The organism is Pseudoflavonifractor sp. 60 (genome assembly GCF_009911645.1).
Lineage (GTDB): Bacteria > Bacillota > Clostridia > Oscillospirales > Oscillospiraceae > Lawsonibacter.
The window spans coordinates 1-19,416 of record NZ_QWKI01000087.1 but is presented as its reverse complement, the minus strand read 5'-3'; the positions used below and the strand labels follow the sequence as shown (position 1 = coordinate 19,416).

The following is a 19,416-nucleotide window of genomic DNA, read 5'->3' as shown; positions in this document are numbered from 1 at the left end:
GGCGGCGACCTGTCCGCCCTCATCGCCGATGAGCTGTGGTCCCTGGTGGGGGCCAACTCCAACCCCCTGGCCGCTGGCTTCGTTCAGGAGATGGTCAAGACAATCCGGGGCTTGGGCGGGATTGCTGTAACCTCCACCCAGGGGATGCAGGACCTCTTTGGGCTGGACGGCGGCAAGTACGGCAAGGGCATTTTGGATTCCAGCCGCATTAAGCTGGTCATGCAGATGGAGGAACAGGAGGCCCGGCTTATCCAGGGCGTGCTTAACCTGTCCGAGGATGAAGTCCGACAGATCACCCGGTTCCGCCGGGGAGAGGGGCTTCTCTGCATTGGGTATAACCACGTCCCTGTTCAGTTCCACGCCACCGAAAAAGAGTACAACGCCATCACCACCTCGCCCACCGACCTGCGGGCCAGGGCACAACAGGAAAGAGAGGAGCAATAATATGCCGGATGTAAAAGAGATCATCAAGCAGATACAGCTTATCACCTACGGAGCTTACGGAGCCAGCGGCCAGGTGGCCGCTCTGCTGGGAGAGCCGGACAGCGATCCAAAGGCCGTGGCAAAGGCGCTGGAGAATACCGCCGCCCGGTTGGAGCGTGGTGTTGTGGAGTTGCGGGCCATCTGTGAAAGCAGTATGCCGCCGGTCTCCACCATAGGGCAAAAGCCCACCCTTCCGTCTCTGGATATTGCCGGACAGGTGGAGGTAAACGAGTTTGGCTGGCTTCATATTCAGCTGAACACCCTGCTGCCCCACTGCCGGTTTGCTCCGCCCCTCTGGCTGACGGACACCATCACCAGGCTGCTGGATCAGTACGAGGGCCGGCGGGGGAAACTGCCCGTGCTGGACCACGCCCTGTTGGTGATCGAGGAGCTCTGCGACGTGGATTCCCGCCAGGTCTACGATGAGGATAACAAAGGGTGGAAAGCTGTGAGCAACGCCATCAAGGGCAGGCTGGTCGCGGACGACGATCAGTTCAGCCTGAACGTCTGCCTGCTGGCCCAGCGGTCCCCGGAAAAAGTGTGCCATATCTATGTGCTGCCGGTGCAGGACGCGGGAGACTTTTTCTTTATGCGCTCAGATCATTTTCCCTTTTCCCGCTGACCTTCGGTTACATTGGAACCGCAAATTACGCTGTGACCTCCGGTTACAAACCATCGTCAAAACCCCGCACTATCGGTTACAATGGCGGTGCAAATCTGTATCTGACCATCGGTTACATCCATACGCTCGATGTAACCGATGATCAGCCCGTCTATTCCCTGAGACGCAAGGCGTTTCCCTCTCTATGCGTCTGGTTACAACGCAAAAATGTAGACCTCCTATGCCACCTTCGGTTACAATGACACCCCAATTTGAAAGGAGGAGTCAGATGGTATCAAAAATGTACCAATACCGTTTTGACTGGCTGACTGTACATTAAGACCAGAAAGGAAAGATGAAACATGAAAAAGAAAGTATTCGCGATGTTCCTTGCCGCCGCCCTGCTGTTTCTCGTCTCTTGCAGCGGCAGCACAAACAACTCTTCTGCCTCCGCCCCCGATCCCGCCTCCGCTGGCGGCAGCCCCGAGTTTGTCCTGAAGATCGGCCATGACCAGGGAGAATCCCACCCCTATGAAAACTTTGCCCAGGCGTTCAAAAGCTATGTGGAAGAGAAATCCAATGGGCGAATCCAGGTCGACATTTTCAACAGTGCTGTTTTGGGTTCTGAGACCGAGATGACCGAGAGTCTGCGTCTGGGCACACTGGACTTTCTGGTCAGCACCACCTCCAACTCCTCCAGTCTGATTCCCGAAATCGGTATCCTGGGTATGCCGTTCCTGTACCGCTCCACAGAGCACGCGCTGGCTGTTTGCAACGACCCTGATATCCTGGCCTACTGGCAGGACATCGTGGACAACTCCAACACCAACATCACGCTTTTGAACATCGCGCCTTCCGGCTGGCGCAACATCTACGCCACGAAGGCCATTGAGACCTTAGATGACATCAAGGGCATGAATCTGCGCTGCCAGCCCGCCGAAATCGAGACCAACATGTGGAAAACTCTGGGCGCCAACCCTGTCACCATGTCTTTTGGTGAGATATACACCTCCTTTGAGACCAATTTGATCGCTGCTGCAGAGAACTGCGCTACCTCCTATTATACCAATGCCCATTATGAGGTAGCTCCCTACTTTGTCAAAACCCAGCACACCATCATGATTCATCCCATCATGGCGTCTACCTCTACCATGGACAAGCTGGATGACGACCTGAAGCAGATAGTATACGATGCCGCAAAGGCCGGCGCCGAGGCCCTGTTTGAGGCCCAGACACAGAAGGATGAGCAGTATCTGCAGCAGGCTATCAATGAGCAGGGCGTCACTTATATTGATAATTTTGATATGAGTCCCGCCTATGATATCTGCTCCTCTCTGCACACGGAATACGCCCGGCAGCTGGGACAGACTGAGATGCTGAACACCATACTCAGCATGGCTTGAAGCGGAGCATGAGCTGATGTGCGATGACAACGCTAAATCCAGCCGTCTGGTGCATCCAGGCAGCTTAATCGATCAAAAAAGGAGATATCATGGGGCCTAAATACTACGATGAATTTGAGACCGGCGAGGTTTTTTTGACCGCCTCCCGTACCATTACTGAGGCGGATGTGGTCATGTTTGCGGGTCTGACAGGGGACTATACTGAGATCCACACCAGCAAACAAATGGCTGAAGGGACTCAGTTTGGACAACGGATCGCGCATGGTATGCTGGTTTTGTCCTATGCCCACGGCCTGTTTATGGCCATGAAGCTCACCACACCGACGGGTATTGCCTTCGCTTCCATCGACCAGTGGAAGTTCAAGGGTCCGGTTTTCTTTGGGGACACGATCCATGTAAAGGTGACCGTATCTGAGATGATTCCCAGCCGGAGCAAACCGGACCGGGGCATCATCAAATTCCTGTTCCAGGTGCTGAACCAGCGGGATGAGGTGGTCCAGGAGGGTTATAAATCCATCATGATGAAACGTGTCCCCAAAGAGGGATAAGGGAGGTATATCAACTATGCTGGAAGGAATCCGAGTTCTCGCCTTCACACATTTTCTGCAGGGGCCTGTCGCGGCCCAGATGCTGGCCGACATGGGGGCTGAGGTCATAAAAATCGAGGCCCCAAAGGGGGCCTATGAGCGCGGCTTTGCCCCTATGGACAGCTTCTATAACGGCGTGAGCGTGCTCCACCTGTCTGTCAACCGGAACCAGCGCAGTCTCGCCCTGGACCTGCGTACACCCGAGGGGCGCCAGGTCATTGAAGAACTGCTGCCTGAGACGGACGTCATTATCCAGAATTTCCGCCCCGGTGTGTTAGAAAAATACGGTTTGGGTTATGACCAGCTGAAAGACCGCTACCCCGGCTTGATCTACTGCAATATCAGCGGCTACGGTACGGACGGGCCCTATCGGAAGCTGCCCGGTCAGGACCTGCTGGCCCAGGCCAAGAGCGGCCTGTGCTGGTCCAGCAGTGTAGAGGGACAGGCTCCAGTGGCGCTGGGCACCGCCGTTATCGATACGCATGGCGCCGTCCTGGCCGCGTTCGGTATCGTGTCCGCTTTAGTCGACAAGCTGCGCACTGGGAAAGGCCACCAGATTGATTCTTGTCTGCTCAATGCCGCCATGCACTTACAGATTGAACCCCTGGGGGCCTATCTGTACCATGGGCATATCTATGACAAGCTCCCCTCCGGCTGCGTGACTCGTGTGTATGATGTGCCCTATGGTATCTATAAGACGAAAGATGACTACATTCTCCTCTCCAAGACTCCTGTACCAAAACTGAAAGAGACCTTCGGTGAAGAGTTTTTCCAGGAGTTCGACGATAACGCCGTCTTTGAACGCCGTCCCGAATTGGACGCACGGGTCGCCGAGGTCCTAAAGCAGAAGACCACGGCGGAGTGGCTGGAGATATTGGCTGCCCACGATTGCTGGTTTTCCAAAATCAACACCTATGACGACGTTGTGGAAGATCCTCAGGTTATCCACAACGGGATCATCGCCGAGTTCGAACACCCCAGAGGCGGGACGGTGCGCACCTTGGGCAGTCCGCTGCGTGTAGACCGTGCCCCTGTCCCCTTGAGAAAGCCCGCCCCTGAACTGGGTGAACACACCGTCGTGATCCTGCGGGAACTGGGCTACCAAGAGGAAGAGATCCAAACGCTGTTAGCGCAGGGTGCTGCCGTCCAGTATCAGGATAAGGAGTGATAATATGGGACAAACCGGAAAGATCAAACTGGATCACTTTGAAGATGGCCGTATCGCCCGCATCACACTGGACGCTCCGCCCATGAATTTGACCACCGTGGCTATTTTGGATGATCTTCTCGAAACCGTTATCCAGGTCTCTGAGGACGAGCGGGTCCGCGTGGTGGTGATCACTGCTGCCGGTGACCGGGTATTCTGCGGCGGTTCCGACCTGAAGGAATTTCCGGCCATTCGAGACCGGTTCGTCGAGGTGAAGCTGCGCAAGGAAAACGCTATATTCTCCCGTCTGGAGAACATGGACAAGCCCGTGATCGCGGCAATCAATGCTATGGCCCTAGGCGGCGGGTGTGAAATGTCTTTGGCCTGTGATTTCATCGTTATGGATGAGCGGGCCAAGATCGGTCAGCCTGAGATCAACATTGGAACCTTTCCCGGAAGCGGCGCTACCTTCCGCCTGGTACGCCGGGTGGGGATGGGCAGAGCGATGGAGATGCTTTGCTTAGGGATTGCAGTGGAGCCGGAGAAAGCGCTTGAGATTGGTCTGATTAATCGGATCGCCCCAGCTGGAAAAGTGTGGGACAGCGCCTATGAGCTGGCCCGGGAGCTGGCCTCCAAGCCGAGATTTGCGTTAAAGTGCATAAAAGAACTGTGTCGAAACGCATATACGCAGACGCCAGCTGAGGCGATTGAACAGTCGCTGGCACTAAGCGAGATCATTTTAAAGACACCAGACAGCATTGAAGGGACCAAGGCATTTTTGGAAAAACGGCCGCCTGTGTTTCAAGACACTGTGCAGCTGAAGTGATTTTTTACAAGGAGCAACACCATGAGTGATCGAAATGGAAAAACACCATCGGCCCCGTTGATGCTGATGGGCCGAGTGGGAGATATCCTGGAAGGTCTTTCTATCCTGGTCGGAGCGATCCTCCTGATTGGTTTCTTTGCTGCTGTCGTCCTGGATGTAGTTGCCAGAACGGCAAACAATTCCCTGACCTGGACCCAGGACGCCGCAATCTTCGCCTATGTGTGGTGTATCTTCACCACCTCGGCGGTGTGCGTCCGGAAAAATGAGCATTTCAGCATCGAGCTGTTTTCCCGTCTGCCCAAGGCGGTCAAGCTGATTCAGCGCCTGTTTATTCTGGCCATTCTGTTCGTTTTTGCGTACTACATGATCGTCTATGGCGGGGAATACGCCAGGCTGGGCTTGACCAGAAAGTCCTCCTCTTCCGGTTTTCCCCTGTTCTACGCCATTGTCTGTATCCCGCTGTCCAGTGTGGCGATGACCTACTTCTTGATAGAGCAGCTGGTCTGCTTCATTCTGGGGGTTGACCTGTCTCAGATCAGTAAGAAGATGGCCAAAAAGGCGGACGAGAAAGATGGATGACATCAGGACAGCGGAAGGGAGTTGATCGATAATGGGCATTGTATTCTTATTTGGTTCGTTTGTATTTCTGGCGATAGCGGGGGTTCCCATCGCTCTGTGCCTGTGCGTCTCCAGTTTTCTTACTGCGGCTATGCTGGGCATAACCCCAATCGCCATCATCCAAAATATTTTTTCCATGCTGAACAGCTATACGCTGTTGGCCGTCCCGTTGTTTCTGATCGTGGGAAATGTGATGGAGCACGGCGGGATCACTGAGCGGCTGGTCAACTTTGCAAAGGTACTGGTCGGCCATATCCGCGGCGGTCTGGGCCATGTGAATATCCTAACCAACATGTTTATGGCCGGGATCTCAGGATCGGCCACTGCGGATGCCACCGCATTGGGAAGCATCATGCTGCCCGCAATGCGCCAGGAGGGCTACCCCGCTGACTTTGCCTGTGCCATTAACGCCTCGGCGGCCACAATCGGGCCCATCATCCCACCCAGCATTATGATGGTGGTATACGGTGCATACTCCGGTGTTTCCATCGGGGCGCTGTTTATCGGTGGTTTTGTTCCCGGCGTTATCATCGGGGCCTCGCTCATGGTATATGTGTATATTTGGGCTAAGAAAAACGATTTTCCTGTTGCCGAGCGCCATGCCACGCTCAAAGAGGTCGCCTATGCTACCAAGAAAGCCATTGCCGCACTGATGGCCCCGGTCATCATAGTCTTGGGCATCTCCGGCGGCTATGTGACCACCAGTGAGGCAGGTATGCTATGCGCGGTGTACTGTATCCTGGTCTCTCTCTTCGCGTTCCATTCTATCCGGTGGAAAGAGGCCAAGACGGTGGTTGTCAACACCTTGTTTGGCATGTGCAAGCCTCTGATGTGCGTGGCCGGAGCCGGGGCCTTCGGTTATATGATGGCATACCTCCAGGTTCCCAAGATCTTCATGTCCCTGCTGGGCCCCATGGCGGATTCCAAGATCTTCGTCACCTTGTTCATCATTGTGCTTTACTTGATTCTGGGCACATTCATGGACGCTACCCCGGCCATCGTCATTTTTATGACTATCATCCAGACGCTGGCCGCCAATGTGGGCCTGCACCCCCTCCATGTAGGTGTGCTGATCTGCGTGACCATGTGCTTCGGCTTCATTACGCCTCCTTACGGCCTGACATTGCTCATCAGCGCCGGGATCGGCGGGGTATCCACGGTGGAGGTAATCAAAAAGCTGAAGTATATCTTCCTTTTATTCATCGCCATTATCCTGCTGATCGCCTTTGTCCCTGAGGTTGTCCTGTTCCTACCCAGACTCCTCGGTCAGATATAAACATATGGAACAGTCTTTAATTTTGACCATGCGGCCGGAGAGCGGGATCTTGTGGGTCACGCTGAACACGCCCCCCCTTAACCTGCAGTCTCTGGAGTGCATGGCGGAGATGGAAGAAATTGTCTCCCAGGCGGAGCGAGATGAAAGCATACGCGCCCTGGTACTGACCGGCTCAGGGGACCGTGTTTTCTGTGCGGGCAGCGACGTGAAGGAATTTCCCGCATTGCGCAGCAACTTTGTAGAGGGCAAGCTGAGACGCGAGAACGATGTCTTTACACGTCTGGCGGAGCTCCCTTTCCCCACCGTCGCCGCGCTGAACGGCTCCGCCATGGGGGGCGGCTTTGAGATGGCTCTGTGCTGCGATTTTCGAATTATGAGCAGCCAGGCCAAGATCGGCCTGCCTGAAATCTTTCTTGGAAATTTTCCGGGGAGCGGCGGTGTGATGCGGCTCACAAAGTTGGTGGGCCCTGCCCGGGCGTTTGAGCTGATCTGCCTGGGCCGCTCGGTAGACGCAGACACGGCGATAAGGCTGGGCCTTGTACATGAGGCCGTGGAGCCAGAATACCTGCAGCGGCGTGCATTGGCTATGGCGGGCCGTCTGGCAAAGCTGCCCAGGAGTGCCGCGGGGCGGATCAAGGCCCTGGTCCATTCAGCAACATATGAGACCGCGGCTCAGAGCGCAGTCCATGGTCTTCACCTGGATAGAAATCTTTTGCACTGACACAAAGGAGTATTGGCGAATGGAACATATCAAGACCGAAATTTTGATCGTGGGGGGAGGAGGCGCCGCCTGCCGCGCCGCAATCGCGGCGGCAGATCAGGGCTCAAAAGTTCTGATGGTTCTAAAGGGTACGGTGGGACACTCCGGCGCCACAACCCATGAGTGCTGTGAAATTGCCGGCTTCAATGTACCGGGATGCGGAGATCCTTGCGACACAGAGGAGACCTACTACCAGGATATTATGGCTGCGGCCATGGGAATGGCAGACCCGGAGCTGGTGGAGATATTGGTCAGAAACGCCAAGCCACGTTTTGAGGAGCTGCGAAAGTGGGGCGTCTCTCCGGCCGTCCAGGATGGCAGAGAGATTATTATGAAGGGCTGCTACTCCAACTATCGCCGGGGGTACACCATTCCAGGGCACGGAGGCCCAATCGTAGCTGCCTTGCTGGCACAGATCAAGCAGCGCGATGTGGCCCTGATGGAGCACACAATGGTGGTGGACCTGGTCTGCAAGGAGGGACGGTGCTGCGGCGCGGTGGTCATCGGGCAGGACGGCGTATTGCGAGCCGTTGAGGCCGGCGCGGTCATTTTAGCCACTGGCGGAGCTTCCCAGGTCTTTTTGCAGAACCTGAACCCGGCAGATGTGTCGGGCGACGGGTATTCTTTGGCCTATGACCACGGAGCCGCGCTCAAGAATATGGAGTTTATGCAGGCCGGCATCGGCTTTTTCCATCCCGTAAAAAGCCTGTTTAACACCTATCTATGGGCGGGTTTCCCCGAGCTGAAAAATGCTGAGGGAGAGCCATTCCTGGGCCGCTACCTCCCCCAGGGCATCACGGAAAAGGATGTAATGCTGGAGCATTGCAAACACTTTCCCTTCAGCAGCCGGGATATATCCCGCTATCTGGAGATTGCGCTCCAAAAGGAGATCAACGCGGGCGGCGGAGATGAACATGCCTGCCTGCCTGTGCGGTTTGGACATTTTGTCCCCGAGTACATTGCCGGCTTGAAATTTGACGCTGACCTGAAGGATCTCTAGCCTATGGTGCAGGCGCATTTCCGAAACAACGGAGTGGACCTGCTGCATGAGGTGGTTGGTATTACCTGTGTCGCCCAAGCTGTCAACGGCGGTATTTCTATCGACAAGCGGGCCATGTCCACTGTCGCCGGCCTCTTTGCCGCAGGGGAGACAGCTGCCGGTCCCCACGGCGCAGACCGCCTGGGCGGCAACATGATGGGCACCTGTCAGGTGTTTGGAGAACTGGCGGGCCGGGAAGCCAGCCGCTTTGTCAGGGCCAATGGTCTGCTGCCCGTGGATGAGGGCAATATTGCGCAAACAGAACGTATGACCTCTCTCCTGTACCGCCGGACACAGCCCTCGGCGATGTTGGACCGCCTGCAGCGTGCGGCCCAGGAGAATCTGTTCATCTGCCGTACGCAGAAAAAACTGGAGGAGCTTCAAAAGGAGCTTGTCCAAATGAAGGAAGATTTGGAGGGCGCTCCCATGTGTGACAAGCCCTGCGTCCAGAATCTGTCTTTATACCACCTCGTCAACTGCGCCCAGCTGATGGCTCTGGCCGCCGCTGAGCGCAAGGAAAGCCGCGGGAGCCACTACCGTGAGGACTATCCCGATTGGAATCCTGACTGGGAAAAGCAGATCGTACTATGCAAAAAAGTCTGAGTGTTCCGGCGCCCGCCGGCCGCGAAGCTCTAAATAAAACAGGAAGGTGAGACAATGAATACCAAGGAGTTTATCGATACGCACAAGGTAGTGGCCATTATCCGCAAGGTATATGGTCAGCCGCTGCTGGACCTGTGCGACGCGTTGTTCGAGGGGGGCGTCAAGCTGATTGAATGTACCTTCGATCAGCAGGACCCGGACTGCATCGCCAAGACCCAGGAGGCCATCTCCGCTCTGTGCGCCCGGCACGGGAACGACATGATGTTTGGAGCGGGCACGGTGCTGACTCCGGAGCAGGTGGATGCCGCCCATCAGGCAGGTGCTAAGTACATCATCTCTCCCAATGTTCGGGAGTGTGTCATCCGGCGGACAAAGGAGCTCGGCATGGTGTCTATGCCCGGCGCCATGACCCCGTCCGAGATCATGGACGCCCACTGCGCCGGCGCCGACTTTGTCAAGCTCTTTCCGGCCACAACGCTGGGCTTTACTTACATCAAGGACATCCTCGCTCCCATCAGCCATGTAAAGCTGGTGGCCACCGGCGGTGTGACGGAGGAGAATTTCGGCAGGTATCTGGATATGGGTTTTGCCGGTGCGGGGATCAGCGGCCGCCTCGCGGACAAAAAATTGATGGCCGAGGGAAACTGGGCTGAGATCACCCGCCGGGCCCGGACCTTCGCCGCAATTGCCAAAGGAGAATTAAGATGAGTAAAGTTTTTGTAGGCTTCGGCGAGATATTGGTACGTCTGGCACCCGGCGGCTATCTCCGCTTTCCTCAGGCCGACAACTTTAACGTCAATTATACCGGGGCGGAGGGCAATATGGCCATCGCGTTGTCGTATATGGGAGTTCTCAGCAAGCTGGTTACGAAACTGCCCGATAATGAGATCGGCCGCTGCGCCATGCGCAAACTGGCCGCTTATGGTGTGGATACCTCCCATATTGTTTGGGGTGGAGAGCGGATTGGGGTATATTATCTGGAGCGCGGCGCCTCTCAACGCCCCTCTAAGATCATATACGACCGGGCCGGCTCCGCGATCTCAGAGGCAGACCCCGGCGAGTTCGATTGGGATGACATCTTCAAGGATGCCGGTTGGTTCCATTTTACCGGAATCACTGCGGGATTGAGCGACCGCGCTGCCGAATGTTGCCGCCAGGCCTGCCGGGCTGCCCGCCGGCACGGGGTAAAGGTCAGCTGTGATCTGAACTATCGAAAGTATCTTTGGACCCCGGAAAAAGCGCAGGCGGTCATGCGTCCTATGATGGAATATGTGGACGTCCTTATCGCCAACGAGGAGGACAGCGACAAGGTTTTGGGCATCCGTGCCGATGGCGCCAATGTGGACTCCGGGAGCTTGGACACGGACAGTTACGCTTGCCTGGCCAAAAAATTGTCACAGACCTTTGGCTTTGAAAAGGTCGCCATCACTTTGCGAGAGTCTATTTCCGCATCGGTCAACGGCTGGTCCGGTATATTGTGCGACGGCACAAACGTCCTAAATTCCAAAAAATATACCATCCAGCTGGTCGACAGAGTTGGCGGCGGTGATTCTTTCGCATCCGGTCTCATCTACGGTTTTTTGAATGGCATGTCTGATCAGGAGACACTGGAGTACGCGGTGGCCGCCTCATGTTTGAAGCAGACAATCGAATTTGATTTCAATCTCTCCACGGTGGAGGAAGTCAAAACTTTGATGAACGGAAACGGCTCCGGTCGGGTCGTTCGGTAAGCTCATGCGTTTTTGCGTGTGGATACAAAATGATGATATTATATCCAAACACATCAGCCGGTTCTCAGACGAGAACCGGCTTCTTTAATGGCACAGAAGTGAAATACAGTATCACAGCAACCGAAAATTTCATCCTGGGCCTCCGATTGGGTGTCAGGCTGATGGCTGAGTGTATGGATAACAACGACGGAGATATTCGGACTGGAGGTGAGTAACAGATGGCACAACGCAGACTGTCCGGTGACGGTATGGTACGCAGGCGGGATGACGGACGCTGGGAGGGTCGCATTGTGGCGGGCCACAAGGAAAACGGCGACTCAATCTTCCACTGCGTCTACACTCTAGCACAGAAAGAGTTATCCGCAAAGCTCCGTCAGCACATCTACAGCTACCAGAGTGCTGACCTGACGGAACAAAGCAGGATGACGCTCTCGGAGTGGTTTGATCAGTGGCTGGAGACATCCCAACACACTAAAGAATTACCGCAGCTACATTGAGAATCACATCAGACCCAGTCCGGACGATAAGCAGCCGGCCCGACTCAGCCTACCGCCAGCTAAAGGTCCTTCTGAAACAGGCAGAACTACCCAGTATTCGCTTCCGTGACCTCAGGCACACCTTCGCGCCCCATGGTATTGGCATCAGGCGTGGACGTGAAAACCCTGTCCGGTATCCTGGGCCACACCAGAGCGGCGTTCATGCTGGACACCTACACCCACACCACCAACGACATGCAGAGGCGGGCGCCGGAAGTGGCGGGCGACTTCCTGACAGATATTTTCGGAGAGGAGATGAGCCCGTGGGAAGAACGCGCAAAAGCGGCGAGGGCACAGTCCGTTTGAAAAAGAACGGCCGCTGGAAGGGCCGGGTGGTCATAGGCTATGATGACAAGAGCCTGCCCAAGACAAAAAATGTGCTGACCAAGACCAAGGCGGAGTGCGTGGAGAAGCTGAACGCTCTGAAAAACACAGCAACTCCAACAACCGCTGTCAAGGTTCGGGCGGATATGCCTTTCGGTGATTGGATGGCATTCTGGTATGAGACCTGCTGTAAACCCGCCGTCTGCTCAAACACGCGGACAGGCCGTGAAGATAATATTCGTCTGTATATTCTGCCAAGGCTGGACAATGTTCCTCTGAACAAGTTGACTGCAAACCGAACCGTGATCCTGCCGCCCACAGTGGTCGCTGCGCTGCGAGTGTACAAGCAGACTGTCTCTTCATGATGGATATTTCCCTCACCTGAAAAAGAGGACGCTCTGATAGCCCCCTCCGTTGTCAGCCACCGTCTGGCCAAGATTCTAAAACACGCCGGATGCAAAAAGGTGCGTTTCCATGACCTGCGTCACACCTTCGCAACGCTGGCATTACAAAATGGTGTAGACGTCAAGACTGTCAGTAGTATGCTGGGACACTACGACGCAGGCTTTACTCTCCGCACCTACACCCATGCCACCAGGCAACAGCAGAGCCGGGCGGCGGAGACAATGGGAAATTTTATGGCGCAGGTCATGTAGGGACAAAAGGCAACAAAAAGCCAGGCAGGAAGGCGGAGCTTCCTGTCTGGCACTCTCTGTCCCTCTCCGGGCATTTCGGCGTGTGGGTCACGGTGTGGGTCGGCAAAAATAAACTCACTCAAAAAGTTACAGAAACAAAAGAAATCCCGCCAGAATCAAGCGATTCAAGCGGAATTTTGGAGCTGCTACCCAGATTTGAACTGGGGACCTCATCCTTACCAACTAACAAAAAGCTGTTATTGCTTGTCATTAGTTATTGTGCCTTGCAGTTCTGAACTCCTTGTGCCGCAAGGCTTACCACAACTTCTTCCCATTTCCTATTGTCCCCTGCTGTCTCTTAAAAAAGACTGATTTTTGGTACCTGTGTCGGTTTTGTGTCGGTTTCTGTATGGAGCCATACCACCTGACCTCATCTCTACATTCGTCACGTTTTAGCCTCTCCAGACAGGGTGGGATCGATTTTTTGTCTAGCCGTCTAGTGTGAAAAAGCCGCCCCTCAGAGGGCGGCTGACTTACTGCTCAGGGTTAGCCAAGGGAACAAATTCAAGTTTGAGCTGCATCCCCAGGCCGGCTGCCAGACGTTTAAGTGTCCGCAACGACGGGTTCGCCGTCCCGTTCTCAAGCCTGCTGATGTCGGCTTGGGCGATGCCAGTTGTTTCTGCCAACTGTTTCTGCGTAAGTGCTTTTTCTTCTCTGCCCTCAATAATCGCCATAGTAATCTGACGCTCAGGCTCCAAAGCTTCCCATTCGGCTCGGAACGTAGGATCTTTCAACTGTTCATTGAGCGTATCACGAAAATTCTTCCCCATAGCTTATTCCTCCTTCGCTGCTGTCTTGCACTGATAATCAGCACGATACCGTTTCGCCCGGTCAATCTCACTGGGTGGGGTTTTAGAGGTTTTCTTCACAAAACCGTTGGTGAGAATCACTTTCTGCCCAACCACAAAGAAATACAAGACACGGGTAATATCTGAGCCCAGCTTCGTCCGGATCTCGAAAATTCCATCGCCCAGAGGTTTTGAATAAGGCTCCCGCAGACTGGGCCCCATCGCCTCAAGGTATGTCAGGTTCGAAAATATCTTAGCCTGCATCTTGTAATTCTGGGCAAGTATAAATTCCTCTGCTGGTTTGCTTCCATCCTCCAGCTCATAGTATTCCACATCGTAGCTCATGCTCTCACCAGCTTTCCATTACCATTATTATATGTGATTTATCACATAATGTCAACACTCAGATAGGGTACAGAGCGATGGCAGATCATTTGCTGCCGTTTTTTCCGTCTGTCAGTGGCTATTGCTGGGCAGCCGCTTATAAATAACTCAGCCCCAATAAAAGGGATGCTGTCAAAGGGCGGCACCAATAAAACAGCATAGGAATGATTTTTGGGAAACGGCGTAGCTTATGGGCTATGCCGTTTCTCCATTTGATAGGCCATTGAGCAAGGACGCGGGGAGTATTCCCACAAGATCATAGGATATATCAATCCGCTGTTCCCTGTGGCCGCTGGACTTGTCCGGCGCATGGACATACACTGCCTTTACCATATCATTCACTATAGCGGGCGTCAGATCGTCCAAATCCAGATACTTCCGTACCTTGCCGATAAACCTGTCAATGTTTTCTGCCTGCTCTTCCTGCTGTGTAATATCCTCGTTCAGTTGCAACAGCTTTTCCCGCAGTTCTTCCTGCTCCTGCTCGTAATCGTCAGAGAGCATTTGAAATCTGCTGTCAGAAAGTTTCCCGTTGGCGTTATCCTTGTAAATACGCTTGAATAATCGGTCAAGTTCCTCTACCCGCCGTTCTGCCTGCGTCAGTTGCCGCCGCTTCGCCGCAAGCTCCTTTTTCGCTTCGGCTTTCTGCTTTGCACCCATGGCTTTACGGAATTGTTCTTCATGGTTAGCGACACAAGCAATCAAGAGCCGCATATGCACAAGTACACCCTGTTCCAGTACAACGGCGCGGATAAAATGTGTCGGGCAAACCTCTTTCCCTTTGAGCCTTGACGTGGAGCAGACAAAGTGATCTTGCCGCGCTTCAAAGTTTTTGCTCGTGCAGTAGTACAGTTTTTCGCCGCAGTCAGCACAGCGGACAATGCCGGAGAACATATTTGTTTTGCCTGTCCTCGTGGGGCGGCGTTTGTTCTTCCGTAATTCCTGCACCTGCGCCCATGTGTCAGCATCTATGATTGCTTCATAGGTGTTCTCAAACACAAGCCAGTTTTCTTCTGGATTATAACAGGTTTTCTTGCTTTTGTAGGACTGCTTGTAGGTCTTGAAATTGACGGTATGCCCTTGATACTCTGGCCGCTCTAAAATCCCAGCGACGGACTTCTGATCCCAATTATACGGGTTGTCCGACAAAGGGCTTCGTGTTGCCTTTCCCATGCGCTGGTAATAGACGGTCGGCGTTATCACTTTGTCCGCTTTCAGAATACGGGCAATTTGCGACGGCCCGTAACCGTCAAGACACAGAGAAAATATCTGCTTGACAACCTCGGCGGCTTCTTCGTCCACAATCCAGAGTTTCTTATCCGCTGGGTCTTTCCTGTACCCATAGGGCGGGTTGGTGCAAAGATGTTCGCCAGCCTCCCCTTTAGACCTCATCACCGCGCGGATTTTCTTGTTGGTGTCCTTGGCGTACCACTCATTAGTCAACCGTACATAAAGAATGACAAGAAAAAGCAGTGCCGTGATGGTCGATTACCTCCGGCGAGATGGCGAGACGCATTATCGGTAGCGGCTACCGATAATCAAACCAGACTATCACATAGGAGGTAATTACCATGAGCGAACTGACACCGAAAATCCATGACGAAGCCAACGACCTTGACTATGTCCTTGCCGGGGACTACTACATCCCGGCTATTGAACTGCCAGAGGAGGATGACCGCCCCCTCGGAAAGTGGGGGAGGATGCACCGAACATATCTGGAGGAAACGAACCCGCTTCTGCTGAACCACCTGATTTTGACGGGCAGGCTGCACACCTACCTTGCTGACCTCAACGACCAGGCCCAAAACCGCTATCGGCTCATCGTCCAACAGATGATGGAAGCTGAGGGTGTGACCGAAGATTTGAAGCGGCGGTCGCAGTGGGAGTGGATCAGGACTATGAATAGTATCGTCAGTCGTGCTGAAGAAATTGTCCAACATGAGATGATTCATACATGAAACTCTCTGATATTTTCAACGCCGGCGATAGAAAGTGGTCTGGGTCAAATTGGCCCAGACCACTTTCCTGCGTCCTTGACAAATGCCTGTACATATGTTATTCTCTCTTTGGTAAATAAATTGACCGTACTGGAATTGACTTATGGGAGGTGAGCAAGATAACCAAGGAAGATAAGAGAAATGCTTATCTATACTGCCGGTTTCGGGATGAGCAGTTTGCGCTGTATGACGAGTACGCCAAGCAGAACGGGATGTTGATGAAAACATTGCTGGTGGTCAATGTACTGTTTTATGACGACTTCTATGACAAGGGCGGCGTGACCCAGAGAGAAATTTGTCGGCGAACTTTTCAGTCCAAGCAGACCGTAAATCTAATTATCAAAAATCTCCTGGCAGACGGCTATGTCACTGTTACAGAAGTGCCGGAAAACAAGAGGACAAAAATTGTCCGAATGACGGATGCGGGCAGAGCCTATTGTGAAAAGGTAGTCCGGCACATCACCTGGGCGGAGGATACTGCAATGTCCATGTTTTCGCCGGAGGAGCAAAAACAACTCGTTGACCTGTCACGAACATTTACAAAAAATCTGACGGACTTAATCCATCAGGAAATGGAAAAATCGTAATCATGGAATTTTATGAAGCAATCAACACACGGCGGAGCATCCGCCAATTTGAGGACAGGGAAATCCCCAAGGAGACACTGGAGCGGATTTTGGACGCAGGTCTGAAAGCCCCGTCCTCCAACCATCAACGGCGGTGGGAGCTGGTGACGCTGACAGACAAAACTATCATTCACGACCTTGCTCAGATTGTCCGCCCCTACCCCTGCCATGTCACGGAACCCAAGACTCCGCAGCAGGAGATGTTCAAGATTGCCTATCCCCGCCAGCGCAGCATGATTGAGGAATGTGCGTGTGTCGTTCTGCCGTTCTTCAAACAGAAGTACCCCATGACCGAAGATAAAAATGGCTATGGCCTGATGGACTACGGCGCGACATGGGCGCTGGTCGAAAATATGCTCCTTGCCGCAACTGCGGAGGGGCTGGGGTCTGTGGTACACATTCCAGTCAAGAAAGAGCCGGAGAAAATCAAAGAATTTTTGAAAATCCCGGATGGCTGGTATCTTCCCACCCTTGTCATTCTCGGATACGCAAGCCCCAGCGCCGAAGTGCCGTCCCAGGTAAAAGCAACGGTCGAAAACAAAGTCCACTGGAATAAGTGGTGAATCGGGGGAACTGCGAAATGGAGTTTTATGAAGTAATCAAAAAAAGGAAAACCAGCCGGGAGTGGGCAGACAAAGAGGTTGATTTTGAAGCCGTCAAGCAGATCATTGATGCGGGGCTTGCCGCACCTACACACAACCATCTGCGGGAATGGGAGTTTATCGTGCTTCATGAGCAGGCAGAGAAAGAGAATTGTATGCAGTTCGCAAAAAAATGGGCTGAGGAACATGGGCTGACTGACCCAAACAGGCTGTTTCCAGACGCTTCTGTAATGCAGAGGATGTATCAATATGCCATGCCCCGGCAGTACACCATGCTTGTTGCCGCTCCATACATAATCGTCCCGTTGTTCAAGTTGTATAGCCTGCGTTCCAACTATGTGGATCAACTAAACGCCTTTTCCTCCATTTGGTGCGTAGTGGAAAATATGTTCCTTGCAGCGACAGCGGAAGGTTTGGGCACTTCCATGCGTATTCCGGTCGGTGATGAAGGCGCAAAAGTTTGTAAAGCACTGGGCGTCCCGGAGGGATGGATGATGCCATGTTATATTGGCATTGGCTATCCAAGGGAGGACGCGCCGGAAGTGGAACAACTCACTTTTTCGGCAGATCAAAAGATGCACATGGGAAAGTGGTAAGATGGAAGCTGTTATCAAAGAAATTGAGGTCAAGAGCGTCCTCTCCAAGTCCAATCTCCCAGTATGCGAGTATTCGGTCAACCCCTATGTGGGATGCACCCACGCCTGCCAGTATTGCTATGCCAGCTTTATGAAACGCTTTACCAATCACCCGGAACCCTGGGGCGATTTTCTGGATGTGAAATACTGGCCGGAAATTAAGAACCCTCAAAAGTATGCTGGTAAGGAATTGTTCATCGGTTCTGTGACTGACCCGTACAATCCGCAGGAAGAAGTCTATGGGCGGACAAGGGCCTTGCTGACCCAACTGCAAGGGAGCGGCGCAAAAATCAGTATCGCCACCAAGTCCGATTTGATCTTGCGTGACCTGGAATTGATAAAGAGTTTTCCTAACGCCCGTGTGTCTTGGTCAATCAACACCCTGGATGAAACTTTCCGGGAGGATATGGATAAAGCCGCTTCCATTCAGCGGCGGCTGGCGGCGATGAAAGCCTTTCACAATGCCGGTGTGCGGACTACCTGTTTCATTTCTCCGATTTTTCCCGGAATTACAGATGTGAAAGCCATCATCCAGAGCGCAAAGGAACAGTGCAATTTGATTTGGCTGGAAAATCTCAACCTCCGGGGCGGGTATAAAACCGCTATCATGGACTACATTCAGAGAAAGCCCCCCGACCTCATGCCACTGTATCAGGAGATATACAGCAACAATGACCGTCGCTATTGGGAACTGCTGGATAGAGAATTGAAAGCCTGGGCCGCCGAAATTGACTTGGACTATGTAACCAATGATGACAGCATGAACCGACCCTTTGAGGCTTCGCCCATCATTGTGAATTTCTTTTATCACAGCGAGATCAAAAAGTCTGCCAGAAAGGGTGGTGAACACTATGCCAGAACTGCCGGAGGTTGAAACAATCAGGCGGGTGCTGGAGCCGCAAATAAAAGGCTTGACCATTACAGCGGTGACAGTGAACCGCCCGGAAGTGATCGGACATCCCACAGCGGAGGAATTTTGCCAAGTCCTCACAGGGCAGACTATCAAAGCTATGACCCGTAGAGGGAAATTTTTAAGTGTGCTGCTGGACAGTGGCGACTATTTTACGCTGCATCTGCGAATGACCGGCTGCCTCCTGCTCACCCCCGCCAACTACCCGGCGGAAAAGCATACTCACATCGTTTTCCATTTGAGCAGCGGCGATGAACTGCGGTTTTCCGATACCCGCCGTTTTGGGCGGTTTTGGCTGTTCCGTAAGGGCGAAAGTGATACATACAGCGGCGTGGACAAGCTGGGGCTGGAACCCTTTGACGTTGGTCTGACCGCCGATTATCTGCAACAGCATTTTGACAAGAGGAAAAAGGCAATCAAGGAATGTCTGTTAGACCAAAGTGTGATTACTGGCATCGGCAATATCTATTCCGATGAAATCCTATTTGCGTCCGGCATCCACCCAGCGAGGCCCGCCAAAGGGCTGACCTATGTGGAATGGGAACGCTTTGCCGCTGCTATCCTGGAGCGGCTGTCCTATTTCATAGAAAAGAACGCGCTTACCCCGGAAGAATATTTGGAAAACAAGGGGCAGGACTACCGCAATACGCCGTTTCTTCAGGTTTACGGCCACGGCGGAGACCTCTGTCCTAACTGTGGGGCTGTGCTGTGCCGCATAACTGTCGGTGGTAGAAGCAGTGTGTTTTGCCAAGCCTGTCAACCATCTGCCACTAAGAAACTGTATTCACAAGCGGATAAAACGGTGGTAAGATAGGATACATGGAAGAAAAAGGGCGAGAGTCGTAT

At 53.4% G+C, this 19,416-nt stretch carries 23 protein-coding genes and 2 pseudogenes; 22 read left to right on the top strand and 3 right to left on the bottom strand.

All coding sequences use genetic code 11. The annotated features are described in order from the left end of the window. The 16 genes and pseudogenes from D1646_RS10295 to D1646_RS23185 form a co-directional block, all read left to right on the top strand. Window positions 1–444, top strand: a pseudogene (locus D1646_RS10295) (type IV secretory system conjugative DNA transfer family protein); the annotation flags it as partial. Between the two features lies 1 nt (window position 445). Beyond that, on the top strand, window positions 446–1,105 hold the full coding sequence (locus tag D1646_RS10290) for a hypothetical protein (RefSeq protein WP_160636376.1): 660 nt from the start codon (window positions 446–448) through the stop codon (window positions 1,103–1,105). Window positions 1,106–1,446: 341 nt separating this feature from the next. Next, window positions 1,447–2,487, top strand: a complete 1,041-nt coding sequence (locus D1646_RS10285) for a TRAP transporter substrate-binding protein (RefSeq protein WP_160636375.1) — start codon at window positions 1,447–1,449, stop codon at window positions 2,485–2,487. Between the two features lie 89 nt (window positions 2,488–2,576). Next, the gene (locus D1646_RS10280; RefSeq protein WP_160636374.1) at window positions 2,577–3,035 is read left to right on the top strand and encodes a MaoC/PaaZ C-terminal domain-containing protein; all 459 of its coding nucleotides are present in this window, start codon (window positions 2,577–2,579) and stop codon (window positions 3,033–3,035) included. 16 nt (window positions 3,036–3,051) lie between these two features. After that, the gene (locus D1646_RS10275) at window positions 3,052–4,242 is read left to right on the top strand and encodes a CoA transferase (protein WP_160636373.1); all 1,191 of its coding nucleotides are present in this window, start codon (window positions 3,052–3,054) and stop codon (window positions 4,240–4,242) included. A gap of 4 nt (window positions 4,243–4,246) precedes the next feature. Further along, complete coding sequence (locus D1646_RS10270; RefSeq protein WP_160636372.1) at window positions 4,247–5,047, top strand: enoyl-CoA hydratase-related protein; 801 nt, start codon at window positions 4,247–4,249, stop codon at window positions 5,045–5,047. A 21-nt stretch (window positions 5,048–5,068) separates the two neighbouring features. Beyond that, complete coding sequence (locus tag D1646_RS10265) at window positions 5,069–5,626, top strand: TRAP transporter small permease (RefSeq protein WP_160636371.1); 558 nt, start codon at window positions 5,069–5,071, stop codon at window positions 5,624–5,626. 31 nt (window positions 5,627–5,657) lie between these two features. Beyond that, complete coding sequence (locus D1646_RS10260; RefSeq protein ID WP_160636370.1) at window positions 5,658–6,941, top strand: TRAP transporter large permease; 1,284 nt, start codon at window positions 5,658–5,660, stop codon at window positions 6,939–6,941. Window positions 6,942–6,945: 4 nt separating this feature from the next. After that, window positions 6,946–7,662 (top strand): enoyl-CoA hydratase/isomerase family protein, encoded by a 717-nt coding sequence (locus D1646_RS10255; RefSeq protein WP_160636369.1) that lies wholly within the window; start codon window positions 6,946–6,948, stop codon window positions 7,660–7,662. 19 nt (window positions 7,663–7,681) lie between these two features. Continuing rightward, on the top strand, window positions 7,682–8,701 hold the full coding sequence (locus tag D1646_RS10250; protein WP_160636368.1) for an FAD-binding protein: 1,020 nt from the start codon (window positions 7,682–7,684) through the stop codon (window positions 8,699–8,701). A 3-nt stretch (window positions 8,702–8,704) separates the two neighbouring features. Beyond that, window positions 8,705–9,343 (top strand): FAD-binding protein, encoded by a 639-nt coding sequence (locus D1646_RS10245; RefSeq protein ID WP_160636367.1) that lies wholly within the window; start codon window positions 8,705–8,707, stop codon window positions 9,341–9,343. Between the two features lie 54 nt (window positions 9,344–9,397). After that, window positions 9,398–10,051, top strand: a complete 654-nt coding sequence (locus tag D1646_RS10240; protein ID WP_160636366.1) for a bifunctional 4-hydroxy-2-oxoglutarate aldolase/2-dehydro-3-deoxy-phosphogluconate aldolase — start codon at window positions 9,398–9,400, stop codon at window positions 10,049–10,051. Then, window positions 10,048–11,073: a sugar kinase gene (locus D1646_RS10235; protein ID WP_160636365.1), complete on the top strand. Its 1,026-nt coding sequence runs from the start codon at window positions 10,048–10,050 to the stop codon at window positions 11,071–11,073. The genes D1646_RS10240 and D1646_RS10235 overlap by 4 nt, the downstream gene beginning before the upstream one ends. Window positions 11,074–11,291: 218 nt before the next feature. Then, window positions 11,292–11,915, top strand: a pseudogene (locus D1646_RS10230) (tyrosine-type recombinase/integrase). After that, window positions 11,873–12,298, top strand: coding sequence for a hypothetical protein (locus D1646_RS23940; RefSeq protein ID WP_347565183.1), 426 nt, complete (start codon window positions 11,873–11,875; stop codon window positions 12,296–12,298). Before D1646_RS10230 ends, D1646_RS23940 begins: the two are co-directional and overlap by 43 nt. A gap of 3 nt (window positions 12,299–12,301) precedes the next feature. Beyond that, window positions 12,302–12,589 (top strand): site-specific integrase, encoded by a 288-nt coding sequence (locus tag D1646_RS23185; RefSeq protein ID WP_347565185.1) that lies wholly within the window; start codon window positions 12,302–12,304, stop codon window positions 12,587–12,589. 512 nt (window positions 12,590–13,101) lie between these two features. Here the strand turns inward: D1646_RS23185 and D1646_RS10220 are convergent. The 3 genes from D1646_RS10220 to D1646_RS10210 form a co-directional block, all read right to left on the bottom strand. Continuing rightward, window positions 13,102–13,398 carry a helix-turn-helix transcriptional regulator gene (locus D1646_RS10220; RefSeq protein WP_160636364.1) on the bottom strand — a complete coding sequence of 99 codons (297 nt, stop codon included), beginning with the start codon at window positions 13,396–13,398 and terminating at the stop codon, window positions 13,102–13,104. A 3-nt stretch (window positions 13,399–13,401) separates the two neighbouring features. Next, a complete protein-coding gene (locus D1646_RS10215) occupies window positions 13,402–13,761 on the bottom strand; it encodes a type II toxin-antitoxin system RelE/ParE family toxin (RefSeq protein ID WP_160636363.1) in 360 nt (119 codons plus the stop codon). A gap of 234 nt (window positions 13,762–13,995) precedes the next feature. Next, window positions 13,996–15,102, bottom strand: coding sequence for a DUF4368 domain-containing protein (locus tag D1646_RS10210; RefSeq protein WP_347565182.1), 1,107 nt, complete (start codon window positions 15,100–15,102; stop codon window positions 13,996–13,998). Between the two features lie 269 nt (window positions 15,103–15,371). Here D1646_RS10210 and D1646_RS10205 point away from each other — a divergent pair, with 269 nt between their 5' ends. The 6 genes from D1646_RS10205 (at window position 15,372) to mutM (ending at window position 19,384) form a co-directional block, all read left to right on the top strand. Further along, window positions 15,372–15,758, top strand: a complete 387-nt coding sequence (locus tag D1646_RS10205) for a TnpV protein (RefSeq protein WP_160636362.1) — start codon at window positions 15,372–15,374, stop codon at window positions 15,756–15,758. A gap of 149 nt (window positions 15,759–15,907) precedes the next feature. Then, window positions 15,908–16,384 (top strand): MarR family transcriptional regulator, encoded by a 477-nt coding sequence (locus D1646_RS10200; protein WP_347565181.1) that lies wholly within the window; start codon window positions 15,908–15,910, stop codon window positions 16,382–16,384. 2 nt (window positions 16,385–16,386) lie between these two features. After that, window positions 16,387–16,986 (top strand): nitroreductase family protein, encoded by a 600-nt coding sequence (locus tag D1646_RS10195; RefSeq protein WP_160636361.1) that lies wholly within the window; start codon window positions 16,387–16,389, stop codon window positions 16,984–16,986. Window positions 16,987–17,003: 17 nt separating this feature from the next. Further along, the gene (locus D1646_RS10190; RefSeq protein ID WP_160636360.1) at window positions 17,004–17,621 is read left to right on the top strand and encodes a nitroreductase family protein; all 618 of its coding nucleotides are present in this window, start codon (window positions 17,004–17,006) and stop codon (window positions 17,619–17,621) included. 1 nt (window position 17,622) lies between these two features. Next, window positions 17,623–18,534 carry a radical SAM mobile pair protein B gene (locus D1646_RS10185; protein WP_160636359.1) on the top strand — a complete coding sequence of 304 codons (912 nt, stop codon included), beginning with the start codon at window positions 17,623–17,625 and terminating at the stop codon, window positions 18,532–18,534. Continuing rightward, window positions 18,512–19,384 carry a bifunctional DNA-formamidopyrimidine glycosylase/DNA-(apurinic or apyrimidinic site) lyase gene (gene mutM, locus D1646_RS10180; RefSeq protein WP_160636358.1) on the top strand — a complete coding sequence of 291 codons (873 nt, stop codon included), beginning with the start codon at window positions 18,512–18,514 and terminating at the stop codon, window positions 19,382–19,384. The genes D1646_RS10185 and mutM overlap by 23 nt, the downstream gene beginning before the upstream one ends. Window positions 19,385–19,416: the final 32 nt, after the last annotated feature.

Bases quoted from the DNA above. Each gene is read 5' to 3' on its own strand.
- D1646_RS10290 (WP_160636376.1), top strand. From the start codon at position 446: ATGCCGGATGTAAAAGAGATCATCAAGCAGATACAGCTTATCACCTAC.
- D1646_RS10285 (WP_160636375.1), top strand. From the start codon at position 1,447: ATGAAAAAGAAAGTATTCGCGATGTTCCTTGCCGCCGCCCTGCTGTTT.
- D1646_RS10280 (WP_160636374.1), top strand. From the start codon at position 2,577: ATGGGGCCTAAATACTACGATGAATTTGAGACCGGCGAGGTTTTTTTG.
- D1646_RS10275 (WP_160636373.1), top strand. From the start codon at position 3,052: ATGCTGGAAGGAATCCGAGTTCTCGCCTTCACACATTTTCTGCAGGGG.
- D1646_RS10270 (WP_160636372.1), top strand. From the start codon at position 4,247: ATGGGACAAACCGGAAAGATCAAACTGGATCACTTTGAAGATGGCCGT.
- D1646_RS10265 (WP_160636371.1), top strand. From the start codon at position 5,069: ATGAGTGATCGAAATGGAAAAACACCATCGGCCCCGTTGATGCTGATG.
- D1646_RS10260 (WP_160636370.1), top strand. From the start codon at position 5,658: ATGGGCATTGTATTCTTATTTGGTTCGTTTGTATTTCTGGCGATAGCG.
- D1646_RS10255 (WP_160636369.1), top strand. From the start codon at position 6,946: ATGGAACAGTCTTTAATTTTGACCATGCGGCCGGAGAGCGGGATCTTG.
- D1646_RS10250 (WP_160636368.1), top strand. From the start codon at position 7,682: ATGGAACATATCAAGACCGAAATTTTGATCGTGGGGGGAGGAGGCGCC.
- D1646_RS10245 (WP_160636367.1), top strand. From the start codon at position 8,705: ATGGTGCAGGCGCATTTCCGAAACAACGGAGTGGACCTGCTGCATGAG.
- D1646_RS10240 (WP_160636366.1), top strand. From the start codon at position 9,398: ATGAATACCAAGGAGTTTATCGATACGCACAAGGTAGTGGCCATTATC.
- D1646_RS10235 (WP_160636365.1), top strand. From the start codon at position 10,048: ATGAGTAAAGTTTTTGTAGGCTTCGGCGAGATATTGGTACGTCTGGCA.
- D1646_RS10220 (WP_160636364.1), bottom strand. From the start codon at position 13,398: ATGGGGAAGAATTTTCGTGATACGCTCAATGAACAGTTGAAAGATCCT.
- D1646_RS10215 (WP_160636363.1), bottom strand. From the start codon at position 13,761: ATGAGCTACGATGTGGAATACTATGAGCTGGAGGATGGAAGCAAACCA.
- D1646_RS10205 (WP_160636362.1), top strand. From the start codon at position 15,372: ATGAGCGAACTGACACCGAAAATCCATGACGAAGCCAACGACCTTGAC.
- D1646_RS10195 (WP_160636361.1), top strand. From the start codon at position 16,387: ATGGAATTTTATGAAGCAATCAACACACGGCGGAGCATCCGCCAATTT.
- D1646_RS10190 (WP_160636360.1), top strand. From the start codon at position 17,004: ATGGAGTTTTATGAAGTAATCAAAAAAAGGAAAACCAGCCGGGAGTGG.
- D1646_RS10185 (WP_160636359.1), top strand. From the start codon at position 17,623: ATGGAAGCTGTTATCAAAGAAATTGAGGTCAAGAGCGTCCTCTCCAAG.
- mutM (WP_160636358.1), top strand. From the start codon at position 18,512: ATGCCAGAACTGCCGGAGGTTGAAACAATCAGGCGGGTGCTGGAGCCG.